The sequence below is a fragment of the Vibrio sp. 2134-1 genome (assembly GCF_033339495.1).
In genome coordinates this window covers 18,296-35,243 of record NZ_JAWOUS010000008.1, presented here as the reverse complement: position 1 = coordinate 35,243, position 16,948 = coordinate 18,296, and the positions used below count along the sequence as shown (strand labels likewise).

The window sequence follows — 16,948 nt, the reverse complement described above, 5'->3', positions numbered from 1 at the left end:
TTTGGGTATATACTTAATAAAAATGTACCCATCGACCAGGGAGGAAGTGATGGCAGTACAACGCAAGCATTCTGATCTCCCTCCTCGTTACGAGGATAAAGATCTCACCAATGAGCAAAGACAGCGCTTTACCGAAGTTGCCAACGCCGCTCATAAGAGACGTGAATTTTATCGACGTGCTCTAGGGAAGAGCTTAATGGGCAAAATGAAGGGCCGTGCGTTTAAAGATCACCCCACTCGTCAGCAAGACAAGCCGAACAGAACGTTGCAAGTAGTGTGGTTAATCGTATTCCTCGTTGTGGGGCTTTGGGTGATGCATGTGTTCGCTTAGTCATTAGCAAGCTTCTGGTACCGCTGGTGCATCAGATGTTGACTGTTCTTCAGTATTGCAGTGCTCATAAAAGGCGTACTGGTTTTTACCAGTATGTTTAGCTGCGTACATTGCTTTATCTGCACATCGAGTCAATTCAGACAAATCCTTTGCATCTTGCTTATAGATAGCAGCACCTACACTCATCGTTAACTCGTTAATCATATCGTAGCTTCGGTAACCTGTTGGAAACAGATTTACGATCCGTTTTAGGATGCTGTCGAGGTCATCTTTACTTTTTACATCGTAAAGCATGATTACAAACTCGTCGCCCGCAAATCGAGCGATGGAGTAGTCGTGTTTATCTGTTTTTCTGTCTTTGTTGCGAATGTTATTTTTTAATCGAGTGGCGAAGGCTTGAAGTACTTGGTCACCAATATCGTGCCCGTAGGTGTCGTTGATGTGCTTGAAGTTATCGATATCGAGAAAGACCAATGCGGTGATGCTGTCATCAGATGAGTGCTTGATTTCATCGAGCTTTGCGCGCGCCCAAGTCTCAAAGCTCCAGCGATTGGCAAGCCCAGTGAGCTGGTCAAAATATGCTAACTCCTCAATCCCCTCACGATACAGTGTTTGAATGTAATTGAGGACTTTCGTGTAGTAATACGAGAACGTGTGACACACAAACGCGGTCGCTATCAGGGTCAGCATCAATCTCCGCTCTATGATTTCTGTGGCTGCTGGCAGTCGATCTAAAAAAGCGACCCCAAAAAAGATCAGTAAAATGTAGGTGCCACTGAACAACAGACCGACCTTAAACTCATTAATTAATACCAGAGTGGCGACAATAGGATATAGCCATAACATTTTGCCTGACGGAGCATCGTTATACAGAAGTAACAATAACCCTTCGAACATTAAGACAGCACTTAGCCATAAGTCGGCGTATTGATGGTGCCGCTGGACTTTTATTACATAACTGATTGCTAAGCATGCCAAGGCACACAAAGCATGGAAAAAGCTTAAACCCCAGTTATTCTCAAGTGATTGAGCAATGGAACCATAAGTTAAACAGGCAGCGGCGATACTGGAGCATAAAAAGACAATTTTCTTTTTTCTTGTTGAGCGGATGTCCGCCATTTCTTCTAAGCGCGCCCCAGCCAATGTCGACATTACGTATCCTTGCTTAATTAACGTGTACGCTTATTCTAGGCGGTATTTTCGCGATAAATAGAACAACAAAGTTTCCAAATGTGATATCAGTCATTTTTAGTGCAAAGCCATCAGTGTGATTTGGTGCGAGTGTTCAAAGAGGAATGGTGGCGCATGCAGGTTTTCATGACGGTTCTTCATGGCTCTATATGGTTGGACTGATAATTCAAAGTAATGTATCTAGTTAGACGCATTTCTATTGATTATCCTGATTCTGTTCGGTGCTCGTTGATTGAGAGTATTGTTCACCAATCTCTGCTCTACGTATCGTCAAGGCATATGTCGTTTCGAAAATGCATTAGAAATATTTTTCCGAAACAGGGCGAAATATTGTTGTCGTTATGACCAATATGCGACTAGAATCCGCGCTAAATCACAACCTCATATCGAGCTTCGTTCGAGTCACTATTTTTAAACTGCTTCACAAATATTGTGAGGCAGTTTTTAGTTGTAGGAAAGGTTACAAGCATGCCTAAAAGCCAAAACATCAACCAACGAATGTCCATCGTGGCATTAGCTTGGCCAATTCTTGTCGAAATTTTGCTACGGACGGCTTTAGGAACCAGTGACGTGTTCATGCTGAGTGGCTACTCAGACAAAGCCGTATCCGCTGTTGGTGTGATCACGCAGATTACCTTCTTTTTAATCATCGTTTCGACGTTTGTCAGTAGCGGTACGGGGATTTTGATTGCCCAATACAATGGCGCTGGACGCGAGCAAGAGTCAGTGAGCGTTGGTGTTGCGAGTATTGCGCTGTCTGTGCTCGTCGGTGTGCTATTGAGTGTGATTGCCGTACTTGGTGCGATATACCTACTCCCGTATTACGGCTTGGAAGCGCAAGTTGAGCAGTACGCTCATGAATATCTGCTGATAAGCGGTGCGATGACGTTTAACGTTACGATTGGCGTTGTTTTTACAACTATTCTGCGTAGTCATGGTTATTCACGTTCCCCAATGGTGGTGAATTTGATCTCGGGTGTGTTCAACATCATTGGTAACTATATTGCGCTTTACCAGCCATTCGGTTTACCTGTGTATGGTGTGCAAGGTGTAGCAATAGCAACCGTCGTCAGCCAAGTCATCGGTACGTTAATGTTATGGTTTATTCTCGCTCGCAGCAGCATTGAACTACCGATGTCGACCATGAAACAAGTGCCCGCAGAGATTTACAAAAAGATCTTAAAAATCGGCGGCATGAACGCGGGTGAAGTGCTGTCTTACAACGTGGCGCAAATCTGCATTGTGTATTTTGTGGTGCAAATGGGGACGGCATCGTTGGCGGCTTTCACTTATGCACAAAACATTGCCCGTTTCTCGTTTGCTTTCGCGTTGGCAATTGGTCAGGCAGCGCAAATTCAGACTGGTTACTACATCGGTAAAGGTTGGGTGAGTAGCATTTTAAAACGCGTACAAATCTACTTCTTAGTGGGGTTTGTGGCATCAACGGCGGCAACCACACTGATTTACCTGTTTAGAGAAGAGATTCTACGCGTGTTTACCGATCAACCGGAAATACTCGCATTGGCAAGCTCGTTAGTCATGGGCTCAATTTTGCTCGAAGCCGGACGTGTGTTTAACCTGATTTTTATCGCGGGGCTCAAAGGCGCGGGTGACATCAAGTTCCCAGTGCAAATGGGGATTTTGAGTATGTGGGGATTAGGCGTGCTTTTCTCTTACATCTTTGGCATCCACTTGGGTTATGGCGTTTTAGGGGCTTGGATGGCAATCGCACTCGATGAATGGGTACGTGGTATCATCATGGCAAGACGTTGGCGCTCTCAGGTGTGGACCAAGTTTAAGGTGAGCTAACGGTTTTCGGTATCGCGCATCACGCTTATTCTGTTGTTAGAAAACAAAAAAAGGCACTGTTAGTCAGTGCCTTTTTGTTATTTAAAATCGGGAAGACGTTAGAATTCGCACTCAGCTTTGAACACCATGCGCTCTTTGCTGTATGGATGATCCAGCTCTAGCATCTCAGCATGCAGGTGCAAGCGATTCGCTTTTTCGCCGTATAAACCATCACCAACCATCGGCATGTTTAACCCCATGTGATGAGCACTGTGTACACGTAGTTGGTGAGTTCTCCCTGTTTTCGGATACATGTATACCTTGCTGCGTCCATCTTTGACTTCAATCAGTTGCCAGTAGGTTTCTGCATGTTTCCCGTGTTCAAAACACACCAGTTGACGTGGGCGGTCGTCGGGGTCACCACGCATTGGCAGTGAAATTTCCCCTTCAGGCTCGTTTAATACGCCTTCGAGCAGTGCCATATAACGTTTTTTTACGCCGCGAGCCATAAACTGTTTTTGCAGACTTTTGTTCGCGCGCTTGGTTAAGGCAAACACCAAAATGCCAGAGGTCGCCATGTCGAGGCGATGAATCACAAACGGCCCTTCCACATCAGGGTACATCGCTTGTAGGCGCGTATAAGCAGAGTCCTTGATAGTTTTACCCGGCACTGAAAGTAAGCCCGAGGGCTTGTTGACGACGACCATAGCGTCGTCTTGGTAGATTATCTCTAGCTCTTTGTCTTCTGCCCAATTCTCCGCCAATGGGTTAGGTTCGACATCCAGCCCTTGCATCATATGACCTAAAATCGGCTGACATTTGCTGTTGCACGATGGGTAGAATTTTTTGTGTTGGCGAACTTCAGACTTTGGCGAAACACCCCACCAAAATTCTGCCAACGCCAGCGGTTTGAATTCGTGTTTAAACGCGTATTGGAGCAGTTTTGGCGCAGCACATTCCCCTGCACCTGCTGGTGGTATTGGGTTTGTGGTGTCCGCAAAAATGTCCACCAAGTCGCGTGCTTCGCCATGGCTGTTTAGGAAGCGGTATTGTTTATGCAGTTTGTGCTGTAAAGCGTTGGAGAGTGTCTTGCGCTGCTCTTTCAGATGAGCAAGTTGCTGCTCTAACTCGGCCAAGCGCGCTTCTTTGATTGCAAGCTTTTCATCCCACGCTTGCTTTAAGTATTTGAGAACGTTTTTCTCGGCGACACTTTGCTTACCCAACTCATCCAACAAGATTTTGAGATCATCGGCATTGAGCGTTTGCTCGCCCTGTTGGCGCTGTCGCTTGCGTGCTGCTCGGCCATCAATCATCGCTTGGCGCTGTGTTTGCTCCTCTTGCTGATAAGCGGCTCGGTCGGCTTGGATTTGCGCTTTAAGATCCGCTAATTCCGGATTCGCGGCACAGGTTTTGTACTCCGCATTGGCGGCGTTGATGGCATCCGTTTCTGCGCGGAAGAAGCCTTCATCGGTCAGCATGTCGTACACAGGAGGGACAAATCCTGGAATCAAGTTTTGGTCAGCAATTTTGCCAGAAAATGCACTTAAAAAGCCGAGCTCGCCTTGAGGGCTTTCTACCAGCAATACGCCAAACATTTTGCCTCGCCCCGTTTCTTCATTAACCAAACCAAAATCGTGTTCGAAGTCGGTTTGCGCTAATAAGTGCTGTTGCAATTGCTTTGCGGCCATAACGCAAAGCGGATGCGGCGTGTAGTAGAACGGAAACGTAAACTGCGTTGGTAATTCATAGTCAGAAGTATCAGCAGTAAAACGAGTAAAACAATGTTCAGGCGAGTGCATGGTGGGTATCCGCGCGAGTAAAAATTCGAGCGAGGATTGTACCTGTTTGAGTCAGGATTGCCATGTCGGTGTTGGCACTCGCTCTTGGATTAAGAACAAGAGCGAGTGGGGAAGAGCTTATTGCAGTTTTTGTAATGCAAGCTTCCACTGTGCCGGTTTGTCGTAGTAGGCCGAGTGCGGCAAGGTCAGGTACTCGCCATTTACTTCTGCAATCAGGGTTGGATAACCACCAACGTGCAACTGGCGCATCAATTGTCGGCTAGAGCGAATTCTCTCGTTTAGCTCGGCTTCGCTTAACGTCATGTTTTGCTCCCACGCATCACTTGCTAAACCTAGCGATTCTGCAATGGCTTTGAGCGTCGATGCTTCATTCACTTTTAACCCGAGCTGATAATGCGCGGATTGGATGGCCTTTAGCATGTGCCATGGATTGAGCCCCATTTTCTCCGCACTCAAGATCGCTTGTGTTGGTAGATAAGAATCAAGAACAAACGCATCTTCGCTTTTCACGCGTTGCAGATATGCTTCACCAAACGTTGCTCCGGTTTCGGTTGCGATACGAGCGTCACTGTTGATGATGTGCTGACGAAATTCAGATTCAATCGCGCGTTTCTCAATCATACCGCCGGGATGAAGCTCTACCTTAAATTGAGAGGTGTCCATCAAGGCTTCGATGAGTGGTGATGCCCCGTAGCACCAACCACACATGGGATCGAAGAAGTAATGCACGGTTACCATGACATTTCACCAGTATGCACTTTCGCACCGATTTCTAGCGCGATTGGCAATTGAGCTTCTGGGTATTTCGCAGACATGGTGTCAATGAGTTGAACGCTGTTATTGCTGTGTTTTTTCGCTTGCTGAAAATCCTGCAAGTATTGTTGCGAGTAGCGAATGGTGTCTGCGTTCAGCTTTGTGCCTGCTTTCATGTGACCAGGAATGACCACTTGAGGTTTAAGCGCAAGCATCTCGCTAAGTTGCTGCTCCCAAGCATTGATGGCGGTTTGGTCTGCGGCATCTGCCATCCACAAATGTACGTTTGAGTACACGGCTACGTTACCTAGAATCGCTTTGTTATCTGGAATCCATAGGTAAGGGCGGTGTGCTGATGTGCCATGGTTACCACGGATTTCAATCTTATGACCTTCTAGCTCTAATGATGCTTTATCGTACGCGACAGGGATCACTGGTTTTACCGGTGCGTTTGCGCCAAGCTTTGGTCCCCAGTACGCCAGCTTTCCAGCCAATTTCTCTTTAATAATTTTTTGAACCGCAGGCGTTGTGATGATCTGCGCATCAGGGAACTGTTGGTGTAAGGCCTCTGCGCCAAAGTAGTAGTCTGGGTCCGCTTGGCTGATAAAAATGGTTTTAAGTGTTTTGCCTGAGTCCAGAACTTTAGCGGCAATGCGCATCGCGTCAGCTTTGGTGAATCCAGTGTCGATAACCATGGCGTCAGTCTCACCGTATACCAAGGTTGAGTTTACGTGGAAGCTGTTACCGTCGGCGTTGTAAACCTCAAGAGTAAGGGGAGAGTGGTTTGCCGCTAGAACAGGGCTTGCCATTAAAATGGATGCAGTAATCAAAGTGAATTTTTTCATAATAAGCTCCTAAAGAATTTGGGGCCAAGCGACGATGGCTTGGGAACGGGAGCTATATTAGGAAATTGATACGCTCGGAAAAATACACAATAATGTGCATCACTATTTCTTATTTCGAGCAAATGTATGGATAGAGTAACGGCAGCAAGAGTATTTGTAGATGTGGTGTATTCTGGCAGTTTTACCGCGACCGCCGAGCGGTTAGACATGTCTCGGCCAATGGTAACTCGTTATGTAGAGTCGATGGAGAACTGGCTGCAAACTCGTTTGTTACACCGCACCACGCGCAAGGTGTCCCTCACCACCGCAGGGGAGCGCAGCTTGCCTCAGATTGAGCGCTGGTTAAAACAGGCCGATACATTAACGTCGAACATTGCCGCTGATGGTGAGCTGTCCGGAAAAATCCGTCTTGCGTCTAGTACTTCATTTGGATTCTCACAGTTGATCCCCGTAGTAAACAGTTTTATGCAAAAGCACCCCAAAGTGCATATCGACATAGATCTGCAAGATTCAGTGAGTGATCTAACCGAACAACGTATCGATCTGGCGATCCGAATTGCGTCAGATCCCGATCCTTCTTTGATTGGTAAGCCGATTGCGGTGTGCGAATCGGTGTTGGTAGCATCACCGCAATATTTACAAACTCACCACGCGATCGCGCATCCGCGAGATTTATCTTCACACGACTGTTTGGGATACAAAAACTTTGAGCGTCACGTGTGGCATTTGTCTCAGGGCGACCAGTTCGAATCGGTGGGAATTGAGTGTCGCCTAACCAGCAATGAGGCCACGGCGTTATTGCATGGCGCTTTACAAGGCATGGGTATTTCGATGTTGCCAACTTACTTGAGCAATATCTATCTCAAATCAGGTCAGCTTGAGTCGGTGTTGCCGGATTGGAAGCCAAATGATCTCAACATTTACGCGCTGTATTCATCACGTAAACACTTGTCTCCTGCGGTGAGAGCTTTCATCGATCACAGTGAAGATTACTTTAAACAGCATCCTTGGTAATAGCGAAAGGCGTCGTCATCCCGACTTGAGATTCATACAAGATCCTGTACCTTACATGGATATATTTTCGCAGCGTCATTTAGAGTTTTAGTTAATGTCACAAGTTCGCATCAAATTTATTGCTTCCGATATGGATGGCACATTGCTTGACCAATACGGTCGTTTGGATCCGGAGTTTTTCGATCTGTTTTTGCAACTGGAAGAGCAAGGTATTTTGTTCTCCGCTGCGTCTGGTCGTCAGTATTACAGTCTGCGAGACACGTTCGCGCCAATCAAAGACAGACTGTTGTATGTGGCTGAAAACGGCACCTTAGTGATGTACCAAGACAAAGAGCTCTACAGTTGTACCATTCCTAAAGCGGAAGTGTTGGAGATTGTGAAAGCGGCTCGTGAAATTGACGGAGCGAACATCGTATTGTGTGGCAAGCGCTCGGCGTACATCGAAACGCATGATCAGCAATCGCTGGAAGAATTTCAAAAGTACTACCACCGCTGTGAATATGTGCCGGATTTGCTTGAGGTCGAAGACGAGTTTATTAAGGTAGCAATTTGTCACTTTGACGGTTCGGAAGAGCTCCTGTTTCCGACCATGAACGCGAAGTTTGGCGCAACGCATAAAGTCGTGGTGAGTGCAAAAATCTGGCTGGATGTGATGAATGCCGAGGCCTCTAAAGGTGCGGCCATTCAGCATCTTCAAGAGACGATGAATTTTACTCCGGCAGAAACCATGACGTTTGGTGACTATCTCAATGACCTCGAAATGCTGCAAGTCAGTGAGCATTCGTACGCGGTTGCCAACGCGCACGAAGAGATTAAGAAAATTGCTCGTTATTCTGCGCCAAGCAACCAAGAGGCTGGGGTACTCAAAGTGATTAAAGAGAAAGTATTAGCGAAGTAACGCTCATTCTTTCGATGTTATTTTCTTCTTCACGTAAAAAGCCCCGCATACACTGCGGGGCTTTGTTTTTTTGGGGGGAGTAAGGTTCCCGTTTTAGCGTACGTACTTGGCGGTTGCGCTGACTAAAAAGTGTTGCAATTTCCCGTCTGATTTTGGCACCCACAAGTCGTTATGATAATGGTAAATACGGCCATTGATGCTCACAGACAAGATATTATCACCCGTTTGCTCCATGCGAATAAACTGATCCGAAGTGACCAAAAACGGCTCTTGCTCTTCAATGCTCTGGCCCGTTGCCAATACGAAGTAGCCGAATCGGTTGCCAGCATCCGGATCGGTTGAGTAGATTCGATGCCCAACTAGGCTGTAGTCGTCGTTGAGTGCCTGCTCAAGCGTTTTTTGCCCGATGGTTTCGTGCGATGGAATAAATACCCAAGCCAACACACCTGCCGCAATGACTGCCAGTAGAAGCAGTACTTGCATGAACTTTCTCATCATATATACCGTTTAACGTTGAAATTTCATTTTGTACATGCGCTTATCCGCTATGCTGATAAGAAAGTCAACATTGTCACTGTCTTTAGGGTATTGCGCTAAGCCCATGCTTGTTGAAAGTGTTGAGACTTTATCGGAGTTTAATATTTGTGCATCAAAGACGGTATTTATCTGCTCACGTACGTTCTCTTCATTGAGATGTTCACCTTCAAGGATAACCGCGAACTCATCTCCTCCCATGCGATAAACAGTAAAATCATTGAGTGCCATAGAATTAAGCCGCCTAGCGATTTCCCGCAGTACAGTGTCGCCAACTTGGTGTCCGTGTGTGTCGTTGACTTCTTTAAAACCATTTAAATCTAGAATCCAGAGAGAAAAGGGCCTTTTTTCTTGAGTAAATTTGTTTAGGGTTATGAATAGTGCATTGCGGTTCCCTAGGTTCGTCAAAGGGTCGCTGAGCGCCAATTTTCTATGAAAATGGGATTCACGATAAAAGAAATAAGTTAGAGAGATAATCGACAAAACGAACGTCGCAAACAACATATATTGTGCTTGCATTAAGCGCTGGGTTTGACCTTTTTGTGCTTCATAAGCTTTACTGCTTAGGCGGAAGTTTTGATTAACGAAGTCTATTAAGCCTAAATATAGTGTTTGAGTTGAACGATAAAATGCAGCAGCAGCTTGGCTGTCACCTGTTCTAGCTTCTACTAGTTGTTTTTCTAGCTCTTTGAATTCTTCAAAAAGATTAATGAAGTAAAGGTGCATGTTGTTCCGAGAAAAGAACTTATTGGCTTTCGTGCTACTGGTCAATAAGTCAAAGCGACTCCACGCTAACTCGTATTGAAGCTCTGCACCATCAATATTCAATACGTTTTCATCTAACCGTCTGGCCTCGCCGACAAGTTCTGATAGTTCTTTGGAGAGTTGGAATAAAAACCAAGTCGCTTGTTTTTGTTCGTTATTAAAATTTTGTGAGAGTGAACGTGTTTGCTGTAAAAGCACGACATTCGCGAGAAGCAAAGAAACGGCAAACACCACCAGCAGCATTTTGCTGGTGGTAGAATATTGCAATATTCTTTGTTTCTTAGAATAGGGTTCTGATAACTTCATTCTTATTATTTTTCTTTTATTTCATTTACTTGCCATACCATTTGCGCATGATATTTATTGTAGTTTAGCTCTGGATAGAGATTGAGTGGATATATCACCCAGAAAGGGCCTTTATTCCTGACTTTTATGTAATTCTGATCTTGTTGATAAGCCAGTATTGGTTGATATCGAAGAATATCTTGTCGGGACAATGTCGAGTGATAGTCGTTTAAGCTGCTGATATCAACCTGCTCTGGTACCTTTCCGTAGACGTGTGTAAGAAGCGTGCTGAGTTTAACGCCTAAAAACTCTGACGAAGCAGGAAGCCAAGGCAATGTCATCGTGTAGCTAGTGGTAGGTAAAGCTTGGATCTCTTCCAGTTCCAGTATGACACTAGACTGCTGGCTACTACTAAATACGATCGTATTTGCAGACAAGAATGGCGCAACAAAAAACAGACCTAGCGCGACTATCTTTTTCATCATATGCCCTTTTGAGTTTTATTCTTTTTTCTTAGCTAGGACAAAGGTGCTAGCGGTAATTTATTTATAATTATAGAGCCAACCGGATGAGATTTTATAATACGTTATGTTTCAAAAATAACTGTCGGTTTACGTCACGTCAAGGTTATTAAGTTGCTTCTTAATTAAAAGCTCAGAGTATTGGGATGATGGTAGAGTTTCGTAATGATTTCGCGGTATTTAATTGGTTTTTAGTGCAACTTTGTGTCATTTTTAATAAAGATACTGTGTCGGAAATGAGAATTTAATAAGGCGAGAAATGGATGTCGAATTTGTTCTTAAGTTACATTATTTTACATATTTAAATCATCGATATTCAGATATGTATTTGTTAGTACGTAAAGAAAATAAAGTCACCTAGTTTTGGTGACTTTATTTTTTATTTCATGAGCTTACTTAAATTAACTATGCAAACAAATATTTTGCATGGAAGTTGAGGTGCTCTTCAATAAAGCTTGAGATGAAGTAATAGCTATGGTCATAGCCTGGTTGCATTCTCAAGGTTAGGTTTGAATCGTGTATTTTTGCCGCAGCAATCAGCGCTTCCGGTCTAAGCTGCTCATTTAAGAAGCCATCAGCATCACCTTGATCAACCAAAATTGGTAATGGTGATTGTTGTTGTTTTAGAAGTTCACTTGCATCGTATTGCTTCCAGCTTTCAAGCTCCTTGCCTAAGTAAGCAGTAAAGGCTTTTTGTCCCCAAGGGCATTGCATTGGGTTACTGATTGGACTGAACGCTGAAATAGAACGGTACTGTTCTGAATTTTTCAGACCAATGGTGAGCGCTCCGTGGCCGCCCATACTGTGACCGGAAATTGACTTCACGTCAGAGACTGGGAAGTTACTTTCGATGATCGCAGGCAACTCCTCAGTCACATAGTCGTACATACAGTAATGCAGTGACCAAGGTGCTTGCGTCGCATTAAGGTAAAAGCCAGCTCCTTTTCCTAGGTCATAGCTTTCGTCGTCAGCGATACCTTCGCCTCTCGGACTTGTGTCTGGTGCAATGATCGCAATGCCAAGCTCGGCCGCCATACGAAATGCGCCCGCTTTCTGCATAAAGTTCTCATCGGTACACGTTAAACCAGAGAGCCAGTATAGCGCGGGTACGGGATTTGATTTCGTTGCGTTAGGTGGCAAGAATATCGCGAAGCGCATGGTGCAGTTTAGGGCATTGGATTCGTGTGTATATTGCTTGTGCCAACCGCCAAACACTTTGGCTTGGCTTACATTTTCAATGGTCATGAATAAACTCTCTAATTAGCAGAAGGAATTCAGGCTCCCCAAAAGGAGAGCCTGAGGCAGCATTATTGATCCATATGGATAACTGTTCGGATGCTCTTACCTTCATGCATCAGATCAAACGCTTTGTTGACGTCTGCTAATCCCATTGTGTGGGTAATGAACTCCTGTAAGCCGAACTCACCAGCCATGTAACGGTTCACGATTTCTGGAAGCTCAGAGCGGCCTTTAACGCCACCGAAAGCGCTGCCACGCCATACGCGACCAGTTACTAGTTGGAACGGACGAGTTGAGATCTCTTGACCTGCACCAGCAACACCAATGATGACTGACTCACCCCAACCTTTGTGACAACACTCAAGTGCTTGACGCATCACGTTTACGTTACCGATACATTCGAATGAGTAGTCAACACCACCGTCTGTCATTTCAACAATCACTTCTTGAATTGGCTTGTCGAATTTTTGTGGGTTGATGCAATCAGTTGCACCAAGTTGTTTCGCTAGGTCGAATTTGCTTTCGTTGATGTCTACACCGATGATGCGGCTGGCACCAGCCATGCGAGCACCGATGATTGCAGAAAGACCGATACCGCCGAGACCAAAGATTGCCACTGTGTCGCCTTTTTCAACTTTAGCTGTGTTTAATACCGCACCCATACCAGTGGTTACGCCACAACCTAGAAGACAAACTTCTTCAAGTGGTGCTTCTTTGTTTACTTTCGCTAGTGAGATTTCTGGAAGAACCGTGTACTCAGAGAAAGTAGAACAACCCATGTAGTGGAAGATAGTTTCGCCGTTGATAGAGAATCGGCTTGTGCCATCTGGCATTAGACCTTTACCTTGCGTTTCACGAACGGCCTGACATAGGTTCGTTTTGCCAGATTTACAGAACTTACACTCACCACATTCAGCAGTGTAAAGTGGGATAACGTGGTCGCCAACTTCAACGCTTGTTACGCCTTCGCCAACCATTTCAACGATACCACCACCTTCGTGGCCAAGGATTGAAGGGAAGATACCTTCAGGATCATCGCCTGATAGAGTGAATGCGTCAGTGTGGCAAACACCAGTTGCTACGATACGTACTAGCACTTCGCCGGCTTTTGGAAGTTGAACATCAACTTCTTCCATCTTAAGCGGCTCACCTGCAGCCCAAGCGACCATTGCTTTTGATTTTATGTGAGTTTGACCAGGTTTGATTTCAAGCGACATTGGATGTTTCCTTTATATTTTCAGTATATGGAGTGACGTAATAAGCGTAGTTAAGGTTTGCTTACCGCGCTGCGTCGTTTTGTTGGTGCTCATTTTAGGTGTTTCAGTAAAAATGATAATCCGTCCATATTGAAAATGATTTTTACATATGCGTAATAATGATAAGGTGAGCGTGTAAAAAGAGTGCTATGCCTCCTTAAAGCGGAAGGGAAATGGAAAAGGTGATTGACCTGAAGTTAGATAGAGGGGCTAAAGTAGAAAACAGTCAAACCATCAGCTAGGTAAGAGTGATTATGAATAAGACGGATCTGAGTGCCTATTTAACCAAGCTAGGCTTGCCTAGTGAATTGCCCGCCGATTTGGAGTCATTGCACAGAGTTCACGTGGCGCAGCATCGTTGCCTGCCGTTTGAGAATTTTGACATCGCATTGCAGCGAGGCGTCTCTGTTGAGATTGAAGATATTATTCAAAAAACCGTGTACCACTCTCGCGGTGGTTACTGCTTTGAATTAAATGGTTTAATGCTTGATGTGCTCAACACTCTTGGGTTTGAAGCGCGAAGTTTGTTAGGGCGTGTACATGTGTCTGGTACACCAACAGGTCGTAGTCATCAAATCACGTTAGTGACGTTAGAGGAACAAACATGGATTGTCGATGTGGGTTTTGGCTCCAATACCCCTCGAGCGCCATTGCCATTTATCCTTGACCAAGTGATTCAGACGGATTTACAAACCTTCCGTTTTGTCAAAGATGCTCAGTTTGGTTATTTCCTCCAAGTGCTTTCTACCGATGGAACAGACGTGTGGAACAATCTATACAGCTTTGACCTAGAGTTCGTGTGTGCTGGTGACATTGCATGTAGCAACTTCTTTACCTCGACTTCGCCTAATTCGCGTTTTACTAGCGCAAGAGTCGCTGCTAGAGCGACAGAAAGTGGGTTGGTGACGCTGCTTAACTACACACTCAGATGCACCAATCATGAAGAGCTAACAGAAATAGAGCTAGAGCCAGGTCAAACCTACCTGGATGCGTTGAAAGAATATTTTGGCATTGAGCTTGATGCGCAATACGACGAACTTCGTCCGTTACCTGACGCGTAAAGTTTTCCCGTTTTCAAAGCGTAGCGCGACGAGAACAATGTAATCACTATTTGTCTAGAAGAGGTCGACAGGAATACAGCATGGCGAATTGGGAAGGAGTCAGCGAGTTTGTTGCCGTAGCGGAAACTAACAGCTTTACAGCTGCCGCGGCTAAACTGAAAACGTCAGTGGCACAAATCAGTCGCCGCGTATCGGCACTTGAAGAGCGTCTTGCGGTTAAGTTACTGCATCGCACGACGAGAAAAGTTTCTCTGTCTGAAGCTGGACAGCTTTATTATCAGCAGTGCAAACATTTGGTCGAAGGGCTAGAACTGGCCGAGCTTGCCGTAACGCAAATGCAGACCGAACCGCGAGGTTTGCTGCGTGTGACAGCGCCTGTGACCTATGGGGAAATGAACCTCGCGCCGCTCTTGCATCAGTTTTTGGAGAAGTACCCGCGTGTGGACCTCGATTTAGTTCTGACCAATCAAAAACTGGATTTGATAGAGCAAGGGGTAGACGTGGCGATTCGTCTTGGCCGCCTGCAAGATTCCAGCATGATCGCAAAGCGTCTTTCGTCGCGTCAAAATTACGTGTGTGCTAGCCCTATGTATTTGGAGCGATTTGGCGAGCCTCACACATTATCCGAACTGGCTCGACATCAGTGCCTAGTTGGTTCGGTCGATTATTGGCATTTTAAGGAAAATAAACGCGATAAGTCTTTGCGCGTATCGGGGAGAATTAAATGCAATAGTGGTTTTGCGCTAATGGGCGCCGCAAAACGTGGTTTGGGTTTAGTGCAGTTGCCGGACTATTACGTTCAAGAAGCTCTAGATAACGGTGAGCTAGTCGAGGTGCTGACCGATTACCGAGACGACCGTGAAGGCATTTGGGCACTGTATCCACAAAGCCGAAATTTATCGCCCAAAGTGAGGTTGTTAATCGACTTTTTAGCGCAGGAACTAGCGGATTAGAGTTTTCATGAACTTTAATACAACTGAAGTCGCTAAAACGCCCGGTGATGCCGGGCGTTTTTATTAGGATGAGAGCTGGAATCGAAAAGACATGAATCACTATTGGTTGGATTCCGCGTCTTCACGTTTAATCACTTTGTGCCCATCTTCAGATACGCCTTGCTTCCAATAGCTGCTGATGTAGATATTCTCGCGATCGACTTCTTTTTCGTTGCGGAAATATTGGCGCAGCGCACGCATTGAATCGAACTCACACGCACACCATACCGAAGCGTTACCATCTAACCACTCGAGTTCGCGAACGCTATCAGCCAAGGTTTGCTGTTCGGTTAGCCAAATCAACTCCATACCGGCTGGCGTGTTTAGGGGTTGAATGTCGGCTGGAGACATCACGCTGATCACAGCGTAGCCTTTGGCCTCTTCTGGCAGCGTACGAATTTTCGCAGAAAGTGCTGGAAGTGCTGTCATATCGGCAGCCATGAAGAACCAATCCGCCTCAGTATTTAAGTTGGAGATGCTACCTGGCCCAACAATGCTGATCGTGTCGCCTTTTTGCGCGGCCATTGCCCAACGCGCTGCAAATCCGCATTGCAGATCTTGCGTTACGTGTCGGACGAAATCCACTTCGATTGAACTGGTTTCTGGATGAAAGCGTCGAATAGTGTAGGTGCGCATGATTGGTCGGTCGTCTTCTGACAGGATGCTCAGATCCGCGCCGCCCATATCGTTAAACAGTAATTTGATGTAACTGCCTTCGCAGTCACGAGGAAAGTGGCTCAGCGCCTCACCTTGCAAGGTAATGCGCTGCATGTTTGGAGTGATGGTTTCTGTGTCTGTGACAACAAGCGTTTTAGGTTGAGGCTTCTTTTTCATTGTTACTTTACTCGATAATTATTCTCTTTCTCATTTAAAGATTATCAAGTTCCCTAACAAGAGGGTAGCGTCTTTAAACAAATTTACACTGTGAATTAACGCCAAAGCCTCAAGAAAAATATTACCTCTATCCTTTCTCTAACCACGTAAAGTGAGTCGTTTTTTAACCATAAATGGACTTATATCATTGGAATCGTAGACAAAAGCAACAGCGCAGCCATACTGTAGTTGAACCCCTTAACGCGTTTATCGGTGGTCAACCAACGCTGCAATTGCATACCTGCCGCCGTCCAAAATGTCACCGATGGCAAGTTAGCTAAACAGAAGATACCGGCGATAAAAGTCAGTTCGAGCCATGCACCGCCACTGCTGTATACCGTAATGGCCGTCAACGCCATCGACCAACCCTTCGGGTTCACCCATTGGAATGCGACAGCCCCTAAAAAAGACATTGGGCGAAAATCGTGTTTTGCTTCGGTTTTGTCGCTGGTGGCGATTTTGTACGTCAAGTACAGCAAATAACTCAAGCTCAATACTTTCAAAATGGAGTGGGTTAGCGGGTAGGCATGGAACAGGCTCATCAAGCCAATACCCACCAAAATTAGCATGGCACCAAAGCCGAAGGTAATGCCCAACATGTGTGGGATAGTGCGTTTAAAGCCGACATTTGCCCCTGAGGTCATCAACATAATGTTATTGGGACCCGGCGTAAAAGTGGAGACAAAAGCGAACAACGCCAAAGCACCCAGTTGATGATATTCCATAGATTGTTCCTTGAATCAGTTCTCGATAAGTTGAGAACAACTATAAGTAGAACTGAGGTCAATATTGTGCTTTTATTT

The 16,948-nt window shown here is 45.5% G+C and carries 17 protein-coding genes; 6 read left to right on the top strand and 11 right to left on the bottom strand.

The annotated features are described in order from the left end of the window. Positions 1-49: 49 nt before the first annotated feature. Complete coding sequence (locus R7R78_RS11165) at positions 50-331, top strand: hypothetical protein (RefSeq protein WP_005374405.1); 282 nt, start codon at positions 50-52, stop codon at positions 329-331. 3 nt (positions 332-334) lie between these two features. Here the strand turns inward: R7R78_RS11165 and R7R78_RS11160 are convergent, their stop codons facing one another. Then, entirely contained in the window at positions 335-1,483 is a 1,149-nt protein-coding gene (locus R7R78_RS11160) for a GGDEF domain-containing protein (RefSeq protein ID WP_053308037.1), read from the bottom strand. A 507-nt stretch (positions 1,484-1,990) separates the two neighbouring features. On the opposite strand from R7R78_RS11160, the gene R7R78_RS11155 reads away from it, so the two are divergent. After that, the gene (locus R7R78_RS11155; RefSeq protein WP_017633826.1) at positions 1,991-3,331 is read left to right on the top strand and encodes an MATE family efflux transporter; all 1,341 of its coding nucleotides are present in this window, start codon (positions 1,991-1,993) and stop codon (positions 3,329-3,331) included. Between the two features lie 98 nt (positions 3,332-3,429). On the opposite strand, the gene R7R78_RS11150 is transcribed toward R7R78_RS11155, so the two are convergent. The 3 genes from R7R78_RS11150 to R7R78_RS11140 all read right to left on the bottom strand — a co-directional run bounded on the left by R7R78_RS11150 (position 3,430) and on the right by R7R78_RS11140 (position 6,707). After that, on the bottom strand, positions 3,430-5,109 hold the full coding sequence (locus tag R7R78_RS11150; RefSeq protein ID WP_225473564.1) for an RluA family pseudouridine synthase: 1,680 nt from the start codon (positions 5,107-5,109) through the stop codon (positions 3,430-3,432). Between the two features lie 117 nt (positions 5,110-5,226). Continuing rightward, the gene (locus R7R78_RS11145) at positions 5,227-5,847 is read right to left on the bottom strand and encodes a DsbA family protein (protein WP_021484323.1); all 621 of its coding nucleotides are present in this window, start codon (positions 5,845-5,847) and stop codon (positions 5,227-5,229) included. Next, on the bottom strand, positions 5,841-6,707 hold the full coding sequence (locus tag R7R78_RS11140) for an MBL fold metallo-hydrolase (protein ID WP_176311395.1): 867 nt from the start codon (positions 6,705-6,707) through the stop codon (positions 5,841-5,843). Before R7R78_RS11140 ends, R7R78_RS11145 begins: the two co-directional genes overlap by 7 nt. Before the next feature lie 126 nt (positions 6,708-6,833). Between R7R78_RS11140 and R7R78_RS11135 the strand changes: the two genes are divergently transcribed. Together R7R78_RS11135 and R7R78_RS11130 are read left to right on the top strand one after the other, a co-directional pair. Beyond that, positions 6,834-7,721, top strand: coding sequence for a LysR family transcriptional regulator (locus tag R7R78_RS11135; protein WP_225473562.1), 888 nt, complete (start codon positions 6,834-6,836; stop codon positions 7,719-7,721). A 94-nt stretch (positions 7,722-7,815) separates the two neighbouring features. Beyond that, positions 7,816-8,619 (top strand): Cof-type HAD-IIB family hydrolase, encoded by an 804-nt coding sequence (locus tag R7R78_RS11130; RefSeq protein ID WP_053303993.1) that lies wholly within the window; start codon positions 7,816-7,818, stop codon positions 8,617-8,619. Between the two features lie 93 nt (positions 8,620-8,712). Here the strand turns inward: R7R78_RS11130 and R7R78_RS11125 are convergent, their stop codons facing one another. The 5 genes from R7R78_RS11125 to R7R78_RS11105 all read right to left on the bottom strand — a co-directional run bounded on the left by R7R78_RS11125 (position 8,713) and on the right by R7R78_RS11105 (position 13,180). Beyond that, positions 8,713-9,102 carry a hypothetical protein gene (locus R7R78_RS11125; RefSeq protein ID WP_225473559.1) on the bottom strand — a complete coding sequence of 130 codons (390 nt, stop codon included), beginning with the start codon at positions 9,100-9,102 and terminating at the stop codon, positions 8,713-8,715. A 24-nt stretch (positions 9,103-9,126) separates the two neighbouring features. Next, on the bottom strand, positions 9,127-10,224 hold the full coding sequence (locus tag R7R78_RS11120) for a GGDEF domain-containing protein (protein WP_005383270.1): 1,098 nt from the start codon (positions 10,222-10,224) through the stop codon (positions 9,127-9,129). Between the two features lie 5 nt (positions 10,225-10,229). Then, positions 10,230-10,685 (bottom strand): oxidoreductase, encoded by a 456-nt coding sequence (locus tag R7R78_RS11115; RefSeq protein ID WP_225473640.1) that lies wholly within the window; start codon positions 10,683-10,685, stop codon positions 10,230-10,232. A gap of 444 nt (positions 10,686-11,129) precedes the next feature. Continuing rightward, positions 11,130-11,969, bottom strand: coding sequence for an S-formylglutathione hydrolase (gene fghA, locus R7R78_RS11110; RefSeq protein ID WP_005374382.1), 840 nt, complete (start codon positions 11,967-11,969; stop codon positions 11,130-11,132). A 62-nt stretch (positions 11,970-12,031) separates the two neighbouring features. Then, the gene (locus tag R7R78_RS11105) at positions 12,032-13,180 is read right to left on the bottom strand and encodes an S-(hydroxymethyl)glutathione dehydrogenase/class III alcohol dehydrogenase (RefSeq protein WP_017821027.1); all 1,149 of its coding nucleotides are present in this window, start codon (positions 13,178-13,180) and stop codon (positions 12,032-12,034) included. A gap of 293 nt (positions 13,181-13,473) precedes the next feature. On the opposite strand from R7R78_RS11105, the gene R7R78_RS11100 reads away from it, so the two are divergent. Together R7R78_RS11100 and R7R78_RS11095 are read left to right on the top strand one after the other, a co-directional pair. Continuing rightward, a complete protein-coding gene (locus R7R78_RS11100; RefSeq protein ID WP_017821026.1) occupies positions 13,474-14,280 on the top strand; it encodes an arylamine N-acetyltransferase family protein in 807 nt (268 codons plus the stop codon). A gap of 80 nt (positions 14,281-14,360) precedes the next feature. Next, complete coding sequence (locus R7R78_RS11095; protein WP_017633836.1) at positions 14,361-15,233, top strand: LysR family transcriptional regulator; 873 nt, start codon at positions 14,361-14,363, stop codon at positions 15,231-15,233. Positions 15,234-15,332: 99 nt separating this feature from the next. Here the strand turns inward: R7R78_RS11095 and R7R78_RS11090 are convergent, their stop codons facing one another. Next, positions 15,333-16,106 carry a siderophore-interacting protein gene (locus R7R78_RS11090; protein ID WP_053303996.1) on the bottom strand — a complete coding sequence of 258 codons (774 nt, stop codon included), beginning with the start codon at positions 16,104-16,106 and terminating at the stop codon, positions 15,333-15,335. 179 nt (positions 16,107-16,285) lie between these two features. Beyond that, a complete protein-coding gene (locus R7R78_RS11085) occupies positions 16,286-16,870 on the bottom strand; it encodes a LysE family translocator (RefSeq protein WP_054578560.1) in 585 nt (194 codons plus the stop codon). Positions 16,871-16,948: the final 78 nt, after the last annotated feature.